Below are 14,306 nucleotides of genomic sequence, written 5' to 3'. Positions count from 1 at the left end.
CTTTATATGGAGGAAGAAGAGAACTTATTTCTTTTTCAGGATGGTCTTCTCCATCGCGAACTTGGTGATGACGCTGAGCACCATGGTGATGACCACGGTGGGGACGAACACAGTCCAGAAGGAGTAGATGGTTTCTTCGGTGTTCTTGCCCATGACGCGCAGCACCAGGATGGCAACAGGATAGTGCAGCATGTACACATACAGGGAGATACCGCCCAGATAAGCGAACAGCTTGCTGGTGACGTTGTTGTTCAGCGCGGCGGTCAGGCCGTCCTTGTTCATCAGGGACAGGGTGATGACCACGATGCACAGCAGAGCAACGGTCCAGCGGTCCAGCATGAAGTAGGTGGGCTGATAGATGGTGTACCACAGAAGCAGCACGCTGCAAACGATGTTCACCAGGGTCAGCGCGGCCTTGGCGGCGCCGGAGAAGGTGACCTCGGAGGCTTTCTTTACCAGGTAGTATACCATGCAGCCGCCCATCATGCCAAGCATGACGTAGAGCAGGCCGTTGTTGAAGCCCAGCATGGCGGTGGTGTCGCCGGCGCTGCCGCCCATGCCGTTGGTGGAAGCGGTCTGCAGGCCCAGAGTGGACCAGGCGGTCTGGGCAGCGCGGGTGCCGCTGAAGCACCACCAGCCGCCCAGGAAGATGAAGGTCAGGGGGGCAACGAAGCCGCAGAACACGTCCTCGTTCTTGCACAGGGCCCAGTACATGAAGTAACCCACGATGATCATGGCAGAGATGAACCACAGGGTGCCGTTCAGGTTAAAGAACTGGTTGCCGGTGGAACGGAAGCCCGCGGCGTGGAACCCCAGGAACTCCCAGATACTGTTCACCACCATGGCCAGCACCTGCTGCACGGTGTAGTCCTGATAGAAGAAGCCGGTGCTGATGATAACGCCCAGGACGTAGCCCAGGATCAGAACAGGCAGCAGAGCCTTCACGCGGGCCCAGGTGTACTCCCAGGCGCGGGAGGAAGCGCTGCGGGCCATGTAAACGCCGTCGCTCTTGCGCTTATTGAAATGAGCCACCATGAAGTAGCCGGCGGTGACAGTGAAGATCAGCAGCACTTCGCTGGAACCGAAGAACCAGTTGCTGCTCTCCATCCAATAGCCCAGGCTGCCGTTGCAGCTCATGGCGATGATCCAGCCCGTGTGGAAGCCAACGATGGCAAAGGCGATCAGAAAACGCCACAGCTCGATGGCCACGTTCCGTTTTTTCGTTGCTGTTTGCATGATTACACCTCAATTACCTTTTATATGTTTTGCTGTACGGGAAGAAATTGCCGTTCAGGTCCGCCAAATTATTGAATGGTGCCCAGCACCGAAGTGAGAATGGAGTAATATTTGTTTTCGATGGTGTCGGTGCGGCTGGTCATCACCACAGGGCTTCGCAGGCCATTCAGGGTGCCGGCGCTCTTCATGTGGGCGAAGAAAACCAGCGCTTTGGTGAAGATGTTGCCGCTCCACATATCGGGCACGATGAGGATGTCCGCCTTGCCGGCGATGGGGCTGTCGATGCCCTTGTGACGAGCAGCGTCCTCGCTGACGGCGTTGTCCAGCGCGAAGGGGCCGTCGATCTGGTATTTGTCCTTCAGGCGGGCGGTCACCTCGGCGGCGTCCACCGTGCCCTGGATCTTGGGGTTCACCACTTCCAGCGCCGAGAGCATGGCGATCTTGGGTTCGTCGACGCCCAGAGACTTGGCCACTTTCACTGCGTTCTCAACGATCTTGCACTTCTGGTCCACGTTCGGCTGGATGTTCACGGCGCAGTCGCTGATGATGAGCATCTTGCCGGTCTCCTCGATCTCAAACACCGAGGCCTGGCTCAGCAGCTCGCCCGGTTCCAGAAGGCCGGTCTGCTTGTCCAGGATGCCCCGCATGAAGGTGGCGGTGTGCATCAGGCCCTTCATGGGGATGTCCGCGGTACCCTCGCGCACCATAGCCACCGCCTTGTCGATGGCGGCGCGCTCGTCGGCCTCGTCGATGATCTCAAAAGCGGCGGGATCCTTGCCGAATTGCCGCAGCAGCGCCTCGATCTCGGCCTGTTTGCCGATGAGCACCGCGTCGACCACGCCCTTGTCCACGGCCATCAGCACCGCTTCCAGGGTGACGTCGTCATGGGCGCAGGCCACGGCGATCTTCTTGCGGCCGGCGTGGCTTTTCACAAAGGCTTCCATCTGTTCAAACGAAGTGATCTTCACAGTTCAAAAACCTCCTCTTTGCCAATGAGTGCATAATAGGTCTGCTGGCCCAGCGAGAGCATCTCCCGCTCGCCGGGATACACATATACCGGCGCGATAAAGCCCACACGCTTTTTCAGCTGCTCCACGATGTACTCGTTGTGCACGATGCCGCCGGTGAGCAGCACCGCGTCCACCTTGCCGTCCAGCACGGTGGCCATGGCGCCGATGGACTTGGCGGTCTGGTACACCATGGCGTCGATGACTTCCATGCACTGCTTATCGCCCGCGATGCCCTTGTTATAAACCGAGAGCACGTCGTTGTCGTTCACATAAGCCATCATGCCGCCCAGGCCGTTGAGCTTGCGGTGCATCTGCTCGCGGGTATACTCGCCGGAGTAGCAGGCGTCCACCAGCGCGCCCACCGGCAGCGCGCCGGTGCGGTTGGTGGAGAAAGCGCCGTCGCCCTCCAGGCCGTTGTCGCCGTCGATGAGCTTGCCGTTCTTGTGGGCCGCCACCGAGGTGCCGCCGCCCAGATGGGCCACCACCAGGCTGACCTGATTGTAATCCAGGCCGTGATCCTTGCAGAAGGCGCGGCCGCAGGCCTTGTGGTTCAACACATGGAACCGGCTCTGGCGGGGCATCTCCGGCAGACCGGAGTAGCGGGCCAGCGGCTCGAACTCGTCGGTGCAGGGGCTGTCGACGATGTAGGCGCTGTGCTTATCTTTGGCCAGATCGTAGGCAATGCGCATGCCCAGGTCGGACACATGATTGCCGTACTTCATGCTGCGGGATTCTTCCAGCATCTTTTCGTTGATGCGCCACACACCGCCGTGGATGGGTTCGGTGTGGCCGCCGCGGCTCACGAAAGCGTCCAACCCGGCGATGTCCACCCCTTTGGACTCGAAAAACTCCACGATGCGGCTTTTGCGGTAATCGTACTGATCCCAGTTGGAGGCAAACTGTTTGACCTCCTCAGCGGGATGGGAAATGGAGTCGGAAAACACACACACGTCATCTTCAAAATAAGCAACCTTGGTGGACGTGGAACCAAGATTGATGACCCCAAGCTTCTTCAAGGCGTCCCCTCCTGTTTCATTTTTCGAAACTCATGTTTCACTATCCGAACCTATTATAACACTCGTCCGACGGATTTCAACAGTTTTTTGAGCAAAAAAGGATTTTGTTATTCTTTGCACAAATCCTTTCATTCCCATTTGTGCAATCTGTTCACGAAAACGCCTTTGCGCCGCAAAACGATATTTTCATTGCAAAAAAATATGATATAATGGAGAGCGATCAAGAAATGTGAAGGTGTGGGTATGCAGAAAAACAGCGAACAGGCACAGTACCTGCTTCAATCGGTGGACAACGCTCTGTGCGTTCTGAACCTTTTTGACAATACAGACAAGCTCTCGCTGACCGAGATCGCCGCCCGGATGGGCATGGGCAAGACCACGGCGCTGCGGCTGGTGTACACCCTGGAGATGCGGGGGTTTTTGTGCCGGGGCGAGGACAATAAATATTCCCTGGGGATGCGGCTGTTCACTCTGGGCAACCGGGTCTACGAGCAGAAAGCCTATCTGCCGGTGGTCAAGCCTCTGCTGGATCAGCTGACCGAAACGGTGAATGAAAGCGCCCACCTGGTCACCTGGGAAAACCGCTCCCGTGTCATTCTGCTGTACGAGGCGCTGCCCCATCTTTCGCTGCGGGCGGAGATGGATCGCTCCATCAGCAGCCGTCCGCCGCACCTCACCAGCACGGGCCTTGCGCTGCTCTCCACATTAAGCGACGAGCAGATCGCCGCCTATGCCGACTCGGCCATCTTTGAAAAGCGCACCGAGTATTCCATCTCCACGCGGGAGCAGCTGGAAGAGGACGTGCGCTTTGTGCGAAGCCACGGCTACGCCATCAACAACCAGCGGTTCGAGCAGGGCATGATCTCCATCGCAGTGCCGGTGCAGCGGACTCAAAACACTCCCGCCGATTTTGCCATCAGCATTTCCGGGCCCAGCACCCGCATTACCGACCGGCAGGACGCCATCGTTCAAGCACTTTTCAAAACGGCGCAGCGTATCAGTGCGCTGCTGTGAATTTTGTTTCAAAAAGGCCGCCGCACGCTTTAAAAACAGCGTGCGGCGGCCTTTTTTGAGGGGGTGCAACTGCCGGTTGCCAAACTTCCAAGGCGGCTTGGTGGACATCGGGCCGGCAAACGGATATACTTTTACCAGTACAGTCGAAAGGGGGGGCCGCAAGATGAGCCTGGGAGAAAACATTGCCCGCCTGCGGGCACAAAACGGCTGGTCGCAGGGAGAGCTGGCAGACAAACTGGAGGTATCCCGCCAATCGGTGTCCAAATGGGAGACCGACGCCTCGGTGCCGGACCTGGATAAACTTGTGAAACTGAGCGAAGCCTTTGGCGTTTCGCTGGACGATCTGGTGCACGGACGAAGCGGCACAGCGCCCTGCCCTGCCCCATCGCCTGTCGCTTCTCTCCCCTCTCCCATACCAGCACAGAAAACCGGTGTGAGCGGCGGGCAGAAAATCGCGGCGCTGGTGCTGTTTTTGTGCGGCCTGATGGTGTTTTTTGCGTTTCTGTTTTTGGGCGGTGGTCTGGTGAGCCTTTCGTTCGCCGCTCCGTTCTGGCTGTGTGCGGCCATCTGTGTCATTTTTCGCAAGCACGCGGGGCTCTGGTGCGGCTGGGCGGTGTATTTCTGCTCTGCGCTCTATCTGCGGCTGGCCACCGGCATTTCCTGGAGCCTGGTGCTTCTGACCCACCTCTATGAACCCAGCTGGAACTTCATCCGTCTCGCCGTCGCCTGGGCCGAACTGGCGGTCATCCTGGTCCTTCTCGCCGTCACAGTGCTGCGTTTCCGCCGTCTGCCGCTGGCCACCGGGCGGGAAACTCTCATCGCGCTGGCCTCAGGGTGGCTGGGCCTTTTTCTGGTGCGCACGGCGGTCAACTATGTCCTCGCCCACTTCTTCCGTATGGTCGGGCCGGTGCAGCTTTTTTATTATCTGTTCGGTTTCGCCCAACTGGGCGCGCTGGCGGTGCTGCTCTGCTTCTCCGCCCGGTATCTCCACAGCCTGCGTCACAAATAACTCCGGATAAAAAGCCGCCGGGGCGCTCCTGTTTGAGAGCGCCTCGGCGTTGTTTTACGCGCAGTGTCCGGCCGGATGTGCCGTGCAGATAACCTCGCCTTTGGCGGCGGGGTCGTCACGGATGACTTCGCCCACGGCGGGAGCCTCGATGCGGCCCGCTTTTGGGTTCTTGACGCTGTCGATGGGGGTGGTGACGGTGGCCTCCACCTCGCTCTTTTCAAAAGCAAGGTCGGTGTGTTCCATGCGGCAGTTCACCAGGCGCAGGCCCTTGCAGTAGCACAGGGGCTGAGTGCCCCGGATAACGCAGTTTTCAAAGGTGAGATTTTGGCTGTACCATCCCAGGTACTCTCCTTCCACTACGCTGTTTCTCACCACCACGTTACGGGCGTGCCAGAAGGCATCCTTGGTGGTCAGGCGGCAGTTTTCCAGCACAGCGTCGTGAATGTACTGAAAGGAGTATTTGCCCGAGAAGGTCACGCCCCGAAACCGCAGGCCGGAGGCGCGCATCATGAAATACTCGCTCTCGGCGATGCAGTCCTCCATGGTCACCTTTTTGGAGGACCAGCCGAACTCCGGCGAGCGGATGTAGCAGCCTTTCAACTCCACATTCGCGCATTCCCGCAGGGCCTTGATGCCGTGGAGGCGGGTGTCCTCCAGGCGGATGTGCCGGGAATACCACAATGCGGCGCGGCAGTTCTCGGTGAGGTCGCACCCCTTCACTTCCAAGCCACGGTCATGCCAGAAGGGGTAGCGCAGGTCAAAAAAGCAGTGTTCGGCGGCAATGTTCGCGCACTCCTTGAAGGCGCTTTCGCCGTCGGCGGGGCCTTCAAAACGGCAGTTTACCGTTTTCACGTTTCGCACGCCGTAAAGCGCGCGCTCCTGGTCAAAGCTCTCATTCTCGATGATCTTCATGCTCGTTTCTCCGTTTTTTCATCCATGGGGCTTGCAGCGCCCTTTTCTTCACCCTCAGTATACGCCCCGCACCTTAAAAGCACAAATGCTTATATTTTATGCATTTCCATAGCTTGCAGGCATAGAACAGACGCAATATGCCCAAAGGGTAAAAACAGCGGGGCGCGCGTTTTGCCGCGTGCCCCGCCGAAGGGAGGATATAAGATTCGGGTCACTCCACCGTGACGCTCTTGGCCAGGTTGCGGGGTTTATCCACGTCCAGGCCTTTGCCCACCGCCACATAGTAGCTCAGAAGCTGCAGGGGCACCACCGCCAGCGATGCGGCAAACAGCGGGTCGGTGCGGGGCACATAGATCGCAAAATCCACCGTGTCCTCGATGCCGTAGTTGCCGCTGCAGGTCAGCCCCATCAGATAAGCGCCCCGGCTTTTGCACTCCACCAAGTTGCTCACCGTTTTTTCGTAGAGTTCGGCCTGGGTAGCAAGGCCCACCACCAGCGTGCCCTCCTCGATGAGGCTGATGGTGCCGTGCTTCAGCTCACCCGCGGCATAGGCCTCGGAGTGGATGTAGCTGATCTCCTTGAGCTTGAGGCTGCCCTCCAGGCTGATGGCGTAGTCGATGCCGCGGCCGATGAAGAAGCAGTCGTGCATGGCCACCTGCTTGGAGGCGAACCACTGCAGCCGCTCCTTGTCCTCCAGGATCTTCTCGATTTTGCCGGGCAGGCTTTCCAGCTCCTGCACCAGCCGGGCGCTGCGGTCGGCGTCGATGCTGCCCTTCGCCAGCGCCAGACGGATGGCCAGCACATACATCGCCACCAGCTGGGCACTGTAGGCCTTGGTGGTGGCCACGGCAATTTCCGGGCCGGCCAGGGTGTACATCACGTTGTCCGCCTCGCGGGCAATGGAAGAGCCCACCACGTTCACGACCCCCAAAGTGCGGGCGCCCAGCTGTTTTGCCTCCCGCAGGGCGGCGAGGCTGTCCGCCGTTTCGCCGGACTGACTGATGACCACCACCAGCGTGCCCTCCGCCAGCAGCGGCTGACGGTAGCGGAACTCCGACGCCAGCTCCACCCGCACCGGCACCCGGGCCAGCTGCTCAATCACATACTGGGCGGTCATGCCCACATGCCAGGCAGAGCCGCAGGCCACCACGCAGACATTGCTCACCGACTTGAGTTCCTCGTCGGAAAGGCCGGCGGCGGAGAGGTCCGGCACACCGTCCTTGACAAAGGCGTGGAGGGTGTCCGCCACGGCCTTGGGCTGCTCGTGGATCTCCTTCATCATGAAGTACTCGTAGCCGGATTTCTCGGCGGCTTCGGAGTCCCACTGGATGGTGGTGAGCTGCTTTTCGATGACGTCGCCGTCCAGGTTGTAGAAGGTCACCCGGCCCGGCTCCAGGCAGCCCAGCTCCATGTTGCCGATGTAGTAAACGTCCCGGGTGAATTTGAGAATGGCCGGCGCGTCGGAGGCCAGGAAGGTCTCCCCTTCGCCCACGCCGATGATCATGGGGCTATCCTTACGGGCAGCCCAGATCTGGCCGGGGTAATCCTTGAACATCACCGCCAGCGCGTAGGAGCCGCGGATGCGCACCATAGCATGGTTGATGGCGTCCACCGGGGTGCCCTCGTATTTTTTGTAGTAATAGTCGATGAGCTTCACCGCCACCTCGGTGTCGGTGGTGGAGTAAAAGCGGTAGCCCTTTTTGGTCAGCTTGTCTTTCAGCTGCTGATAATTTTCAATGATGCCGTTGTGCACCGCCACCACGTTCATGTCGTCGCTGCAGTGGGGGTGGGCATTGGTCTCGCTGGGCTCGCCGTGGGTGGCCCAGCGGGTATGGCCGATGCCGCAGTTTCCCGGCAGGGCCAGGCCCCCGTTGATCTTTTCCGAAAGGACCTTCAGCCGGCCCTTGGCCTTCACCAGCTGCACCGGGGCGTCGCCGTCCCGGGTGGCTACTCCCGCCGAGTCATAGCCCCGGTACTCCAGTTTGGAAAGCCCCTCCAAAAGAAGGGGCGCGGCCTGCTTTGCGCCCGTGTATCCCACGATCCCGCACATTGGTCATCGCCTCCTGTTATACTTTTTCCCACCTGAAAATCGCCTCTTCGGGCGTTTTTTGTGTTTCTTCCTTATTTCATGCAACATGAGCCGTTCCCGTGAGGAAAAGCCTTTTGTGCAAAAAACACGGATATAAGTATAACAGATTTTTCTCCGATTGCAACCCGGTTTTGAGGCGGAAGTCCGCGCAAGCCACTGACAGCGCCGATGCAGAGGGGAAAATTTTATTTTTCCTGCGGGCCCTGAAGCAGTTTCTGATAGGTCAGGTCCATGCCCAGCGCACCCAGCGGCGCGGTGAGCAGGATGCCCACCACCGCCACCGACAGCACCAACTGCCCGCAGGCAAGGCCCGCCGCCAGCGGCACCGAGCCGATGGCCGCCTGCACGGTGGCTTTTGGCAGATAGGCGATGACGCAGAACAGCCGCTCCTTGCGGGAAAGGGCGGTTCCCGCAAGGCAGAGGGTAACGCCCACCGCCCGGAACACCAGCGCCAGCGCGATCATCGCGATCACGCCCAGGCCCGCGCCCAGGGTATAGCGCACGTCCACCGCCGCGCCCACCAGCACGAAGAGGATGACCTCCGCCGCCAGCCACAGCTTGCCGAACTTCTGGCCCAGGCGCATCGAGACACCCGGCGCGCACCGCAGCTTGAGCACACAAGCCATGCTGACCACCGCAAGCAGGCCGGAGACGGGCAGCGTGCCCTCCAGCCAGTCCTCCACCGCCATCAGCAGGAAGGACACCCCCAGCACCACGATCACCTTCATGCTGTTGCGCACCATATGGGCGTGGGCATAGGCGGTCTCAAAGAAGGCGCTGAGCACCCAGCCCGCCGCCGCGCCCAGGGCCACACCGCACACGATGGACACCGGAATGGACGCGAACGCCGCCAGGTCCGCCCCCTGCCCCTGGGCCATGCCCAGGAAGGTGGAAAAGAGCACGATGACAAAGATGTCGTCGCAGGAGGCGCCGGCCATCACCATTTGGGGGATGCCCTGTTTTGTGCCCCAGCCCTCCTCCATCAGACGCACCATGCGGGGCACCACCACCGCCGGCGAAACCGCCGCCATCACCGCGCCCATCACCGCCGCTTCGGCCAGAGAAAGGCCCAGCAGCACCGGGGCCAGCAGCACATAGGCCGCGATTTCAAAGCTGGCGGGCACAAAGCTCATCATCACCGCCGGGCGGCCCACCTTTTTCAGGTCCGCCAGATTCAGCGAAAGGCCCGCTTTGAGCAGGATGATGATAAGGGCCATCTGCCGCAGATCGGCGCTGATGGAGAGGATGGAATCATCCAGCACATTCAGCGCGCAAGGCCCCAGCACAACGCCCACCGCCAGCATGCCGATGATGCGGGGCAGGTGCAGCTGCTGGCAGATGGCCGCCGCCGCGAGGCCCGCCAGAAACACGAATGCAAGACTTGTTAACATACCAGTTCCTCCTTCGGGACGCAAAAAAAGCCGACAGCTTCCGCGACCCAATCGATCACAGAAGTCATCAGCTTTTGAAAAAGCGGTTTAGGTTTCCCAAGGGAGAACTTCATTCCCTGCCGGTCATTATACACCGGCGCCGGCGGTTTGTAAAGGATGGATTTTTTTTGCCGGCCGACGCGGTTGATGGCCCCGCCGGGCCATGTTATAATGGGAGCATCCTGGGAAAAGCTATTTTCGGAGGTGCGCCATGAATCAGAATGACCTGAAATCCACCGGCCTGCGCCTGCTCAGGAAGGGGCAAAAAGGTCTTGTGCACGCGCTGTTCAGCCGGTTGGGCCTGTTTTTGGTCCTGCTGGTGATGGAGGTGCTGCTCGTTCTCAGCGCGTTCCGCTGGTTTGCCGGGCTGCTGCCCCACTTCATCGGCGGCGCAGCGCTGTTTTCGGCGGTGATGGTGCTGTATCTTCTCAACACCCGCATGGACGCCACCGCCAAGATCACCTGGCTGGTCATCATCATGTCCGCGCCCGGCGCCGGCGCGCTTTTGTTTTGGCTGGTGCGAAGCGACCTGGGGCACCGGGCAGAGAAAGCCCGTGTGGCCCAGATGATCGGCCTCACCCGTGACACCCTGCCTCCGCAGCCCGAAGCCTTTGCCGCGCTGGAAGAAGAAAATCCCGGCGCCGCTTCACTGGCCCGCTATGTTGGCCGCACCGGCTGCCAGCCGGTGTATCAAAACACCGAGGTGACCTACTTTCCTCTGGGCCAGGACAAATGGGAGCGATTGCTCACCGAACTGGAACAAGCGGAAAAGTTCATCTTTCTGGAATACTTCATCATCGACGAGGGCGTGATGTGGGGCCGTATCCTGGAGATCCTGGCCCGCAAGGCCAAAGAGGGCGTGGACGTGCGGGTGATGTACGACGGCACCTGCGAGTTCTCCACCCTGCCCCACGACTATCCCCGGCGGCTGGCGAAGCTGGGCATCAAATGCAAGGCTTTTGCGCCGGTGGTTCCGCTGGTCTCCACCCACTACAACTACCGGGATCACCGCAAAATCCTGGTCATCGACGGCCACACCGCTTTCAACGACGGGGTGAACCTGGCGGACGAATACATCAACCGCATCGAAAAGTACGGCTACTGGAAGGACACCGCCGTGATGCTCAAGGGCGAGGCTGCCCGCAGTTTCACGCTGATGTTCCTGCAGATGTGGAACGTGACCGAGCAGCCGCCCCAGTTCGGGGACTTCTGCGCCGCGCCGGTGCCCGCCCGCAGCGCGCCCGGCTTTGTGATGCCCTTCGGTGATTGCCCTCTGGATGAGGACAAGGTGGGCGAACAGGTCTACATGGATATTCTGAACCGCGCCACAAAGTATGTGCACATTATGACGCCCTACCTGATTTTGGACGGCGAGATGCAGAGCGCGCTGGAATTTGCCGCCCGGCGGGGCGTGGACGTGCGCATCATGCTGCCCGGCGTGCCGGACAAGACCGCGCCCTACGCGCTGGCCAAGACCCATTACGCCGCCCTGCTGGACGCGGGGGTGAAACTTTACGAATACACCCCCGGCTTTGTGCACGCCAAGGTATTCGTGGCCGACGGGCGGGAGGCGGTGGTGGGCACCATCAATCTGGACTACCGCAGTCTCTACCACCACTTCGAGTGCGCCACCTGGATGTACGGCGTGGAGTGCATTGCGGACATTGAAGCGGACTTTAAAGCCACCCTGGCCCAGTGCCGCGCGGTGGAAAAGGGCACCATCTGGCAGAACGCCCGGCGGCTTCGGCTGCTGGGGCCGGTGCTGAAGGTGGTCGCGCCTTTGATGTAAAAAAAATGCCCGGCGGACAAGCGTCCGCCGGGCGTTTCTTTGTTTATTCCGCGGGGGTGAACTGGTAGGTCTGAACGGTGGTGTCGGTGGCATAGAGATAGAACCAGTCGCCCACTTTCAGCACGCCATCCGCCTGGGAGAAGACTTCACCCATGTCGACCTCGGACTCCAGCAGCGCGATCTGCTGGCCGTCCTGGTCGCAGATCTCCACCGGGGCAATAACGGCACGGCGCTCCTCGTCGGCATACCGTTCGCCGGCTTTCGCCCGCGCTAAAGCGCCGTCGGCCATGACGTTCATCTCGCTGTCATAGTGATGCAGAACACCCGTGCCGTTTTCCTCCACATAGATGCTGCCATCCGCCATCACGTCGGAGATGTAGCGCAGGCTGTCGGGGATGGCCACCGAGCCGTTGGTGTTCAGAATGCCAAAGCCGCCATCGTCCAGAAAGACCGGGCGGGAACCGGCGGTGATGCCCACGATCTTGCGGCCGTCGGTGCCCAGCTTTGCACCGGTGCGGTCATAAGGCACACCGCTCACCACAACACCCTCTTCCCAGGTGGTGAAATCCGGCATGGGGCAGTTGCCGAAGCTGTAAGGCACATCCTCCAGCACCACCGAACCGTCGGCGTTGTAGAGCACCGCGATGCCGCCGTCGGACTCACTCACAAAGTAGTAGCCGTTGCGCGGGTCGCACCAGCAGATCTTGCCGCTGACAATCACCGAGCCGTCGGGCTTAAGCACATCATACTCGGTGCCCGCGTCGCTCTCACGGGCGCCCCAGCCCAGCTGGCCCATGGGCGAAATGCGGACGTAGGCAGGCTACACCAGCACATTGCCCGAAAGGTCACAGTAGCCCCACAGACCATCCTTATAGAAAGGCACGATGCCGCTTTCGGAACAGGAGTAAAGGTCGGTGAGTTTTTCAACGTTCTCCTGCAGTGTAAAACCATCCGAGGTCATGCGCTCCATGTCGATGTTGAAGATGTCCTCCCGGGAAATGGAGTACAGCGCGGTATACTGGCCGTCCTCGCTCAAGTAGCCGGCCTCACCATTCGCCCACACCCAGGCATAGCCGTTTTTGAACATGGTGAAGAGTTCATAATCGCCCAGATTGATCTCTTTTTCGGTCAGCTGCAGGCTGCCCTCGGCCACCGGCGCGGTGGTGGGTTCCGGCGTGGGCGTGGGCTCCGCAGGCTGGCTGGACACCGAGGACGGTGCTTCCACCGCCGAACCGGGGTGAGACACCGTCTCTCCGCCGCAGGCGGTCAGCACCGTGCAGGCAAGGGCGAGCACCGCCGCGCGGGCCGCAAAGGTTCGATTCAGTTTCATCGTGATGCACTCCCGTTTGTTTTATTGCAATAAAATGCAACTTCAATATATCACTGCCCGCAGGCGGTGTCAAGGAAAATTTTATTCAAACAAAACATCCGTTTTTTCTCTTTGCCAAAATGCGCCCTTGACAAAATCCTTCCGGGATGGTAGGGTATGTGACAAGGTGATTTTTATGAATCTTGTCTACTTGATCTCTGTGAAAGAAAATATCTGTTGTTGTCGCTGTTGAGGGACGGCTGCTTTTCCGCGTTGGGCCAACGGGTCCGAGGGCGCGGCGGGCAGACGGCCCTGTTGGTGCTGTCTGCTGCCCCCTTCGATTGCGGCTCCCGGAAAGCGGGGCGAAGCCTTTGTGCTTTGCCTTTCAGGCTGACAGAGTCCTTTTGAAGGCTGTGTGCGCAGGCACGCAGCCTTTTTGTTTTGCCCGCCGCACACATGAACACAACACAAAAGGAGAACTGTTATGAAGTCTTACGAAACTCTTTCCGGCAACACCCCGCTCATCCGCATCGACTACCGTCTGGACGGCCGCCCCGGCGCGGTGTACGCCAAGCTGGAAAGCTACAATCTCTCCGGCAGCATCAAGGACCGGGTGGCTGCCCGCATCATCTCCCGCGCCGAGGAAAGCGGCAAGCTGGCTCCGGGCCAGCCCATCGTGGAGGTGACCAGCGGCAACACCGGCATCGCCTTTGCCGCGCTGGGCGCGCTCACCGGCCATCCGGTGCACATCTTCATGCCCGAGCGCATGAGCCGGGAGCGGCGGCAGCTGCTGGAGTTATACGGCGCGCAGCTGCACCTGGTGAGCGACGCCGAGGGCGGCTTTGAGGGTGCGTTGCGCCTTGCCCGCCTGGCCGCCGGGGAACTGGGGGCCTTTCAGCCGCTGCAGTTCGACAACGAGGAGAACGTGCTGGCCCACTACCACACCACCGGCGCGGAGCTTCTGGCGGCGCTGCCGGATGTGAAGGCTTTTGCGGCCGGAGTCGGCACCGGCGGCACGCTGATGGGCGTTGCCCGCCGTCTGAAGCCCCAGGGCGCTCTGATCGCCGCGCTGGAGCCCGACGCCGCGCCCCTTCTGAGCGGCGGCAACGTCACCGGCCCCCACAAGATCGAGGGCATCGGAGACGACTTTATCCCCTCCATCGTGGACCGCAGTCTCATCGACACGGTGCTGCAGGTAAACGACGACGACGCGGTGCTCATGGCCGCGCGGCTGGCCAAGGAACTGGGCCTTGGGGTGGGCATCTCCTCGGGCGCGAACCTGCTGGGCGCCATTGAGCTGACCCGGCGCGGCGCCGGCCCTGCGGCCACCGTCTTTGCCGACGACAACAAAAAATACCTCACCACCGCCCTGGCCCATCCGGCCCCCGCGCGGGAGGGATTTCTCTCCCCCCGGGTGGAGCTGCTGGGCTGGCAACGGGTGTCCGCGTGAGTTCAAATTTGCTTTTTTCAAGCCGCCGGCGTGCTGCCGGCG

At 60.6% G+C, this 14,306-nt stretch carries 12 protein-coding genes and 1 riboswitch; of the genes, 4 read left to right on the top strand and 8 right to left on the bottom strand.

What is annotated here, in order from left to right; translation table 11 throughout:
* Positions 1-24: 24 nt before the first annotated feature.
* From ACMNAY_RS10045 to buk, 3 genes are all read right to left on the bottom strand, one after another.
* Entirely contained in the window at positions 25-1,236 is a 1,212-nt protein-coding gene (locus ACMNAY_RS10045) for an acyltransferase family protein (RefSeq protein ID WP_418719275.1), read from the bottom strand.
* Positions 1,237-1,304: 68 nt separating this feature from the next.
* On the bottom strand, positions 1,305-2,204 hold the full coding sequence (locus ACMNAY_RS10040) for a phosphate acyltransferase (RefSeq protein WP_394976281.1): 900 nt from the start codon (positions 2,202-2,204) through the stop codon (positions 1,305-1,307).
* Positions 2,201-3,262 carry a butyrate kinase gene (buk, locus tag ACMNAY_RS10035; protein ID WP_394966575.1) on the bottom strand — a complete coding sequence of 354 codons (1,062 nt, stop codon included), beginning with the start codon at positions 3,260-3,262 and terminating at the stop codon, positions 2,201-2,203. Before buk ends, ACMNAY_RS10040 begins: the two co-directional genes overlap by 4 nt.
* Positions 3,263-3,505: 243 nt before the next feature.
* Between buk and ACMNAY_RS10030 the strand changes: the two genes are divergently transcribed.
* Positions 3,506-4,276 (top strand): IclR family transcriptional regulator, encoded by a 771-nt coding sequence (locus ACMNAY_RS10030; RefSeq protein WP_418719274.1) that lies wholly within the window; start codon positions 3,506-3,508, stop codon positions 4,274-4,276.
* A 163-nt stretch (positions 4,277-4,439) separates the two neighbouring features.
* Complete coding sequence (locus tag ACMNAY_RS10025) at positions 4,440-5,285, top strand: helix-turn-helix domain-containing protein (protein ID WP_418719273.1); 846 nt, start codon at positions 4,440-4,442, stop codon at positions 5,283-5,285.
* 54 nt (positions 5,286-5,339) lie between these two features.
* Here the strand turns inward: ACMNAY_RS10025 and ACMNAY_RS10020 are convergent, their stop codons facing one another.
* The 3 genes from ACMNAY_RS10020 to ACMNAY_RS10010 form a co-directional block, all read right to left on the bottom strand.
* Positions 5,340-6,197: a DUF3737 family protein gene (locus tag ACMNAY_RS10020; RefSeq protein ID WP_418719272.1), complete on the bottom strand. Its 858-nt coding sequence runs from the start codon at positions 6,195-6,197 to the stop codon at positions 5,340-5,342.
* A 211-nt stretch (positions 6,198-6,408) separates the two neighbouring features.
* Positions 6,409-8,247 carry a glutamine--fructose-6-phosphate transaminase (isomerizing) gene (gene glmS, locus ACMNAY_RS10015; protein WP_418719271.1) on the bottom strand — a complete coding sequence of 613 codons (1,839 nt, stop codon included), beginning with the start codon at positions 8,245-8,247 and terminating at the stop codon, positions 6,409-6,411.
* Positions 8,248-8,471: 224 nt separating this feature from the next.
* Positions 8,472-9,677, bottom strand: coding sequence for a cation:proton antiporter (locus ACMNAY_RS10010; protein WP_394976286.1), 1,206 nt, complete (start codon positions 9,675-9,677; stop codon positions 8,472-8,474).
* Between the two features lie 51 nt (positions 9,678-9,728).
* Positions 9,729-9,803: riboswitch (Fluoride riboswitch) on the bottom strand.
* 124 nt (positions 9,804-9,927) lie between these two features.
* Between ACMNAY_RS10010 and ACMNAY_RS10005 the strand changes: the two genes are divergently transcribed.
* On the top strand, positions 9,928-11,505 hold the full coding sequence (locus ACMNAY_RS10005) for a phospholipase D-like domain-containing protein (RefSeq protein ID WP_418719270.1): 1,578 nt from the start codon (positions 9,928-9,930) through the stop codon (positions 11,503-11,505).
* Between the two features lie 43 nt (positions 11,506-11,548).
* On the opposite strand, the gene ACMNAY_RS10000 is transcribed toward ACMNAY_RS10005, so the two are convergent.
* Positions 11,549-12,301 carry a hypothetical protein gene (locus ACMNAY_RS10000; RefSeq protein ID WP_418719269.1) on the bottom strand — a complete coding sequence of 251 codons (753 nt, stop codon included), beginning with the start codon at positions 12,299-12,301 and terminating at the stop codon, positions 11,549-11,551.
* A gap of 24 nt (positions 12,302-12,325) precedes the next feature.
* Positions 12,326-12,835, bottom strand: coding sequence for a hypothetical protein (locus ACMNAY_RS09995; protein WP_418719268.1), 510 nt, complete (start codon positions 12,833-12,835; stop codon positions 12,326-12,328).
* Between the two features lie 463 nt (positions 12,836-13,298).
* Here ACMNAY_RS09995 and ACMNAY_RS09990 point away from each other — a divergent pair, with 463 nt between their 5' ends.
* A complete protein-coding gene (locus ACMNAY_RS09990) occupies positions 13,299-14,264 on the top strand; it encodes a PLP-dependent cysteine synthase family protein (RefSeq protein ID WP_394976289.1) in 966 nt (321 codons plus the stop codon).
* The last annotated feature ends 42 nt before the right edge of the window (positions 14,265-14,306 follow it).

The sequence above is a fragment of the Candidatus Allofournierella merdipullorum genome, assembly GCF_048426865.1.
GTDB classification, from domain to species: domain Bacteria; phylum Bacillota; class Clostridia; order Oscillospirales; family Ruminococcaceae; genus Allofournierella_A; species Allofournierella_A merdipullorum.
The sequence above is the reverse complement of the archived record's forward strand: the minus strand, read 5'-3'. Positions and strand labels throughout refer to the sequence as shown.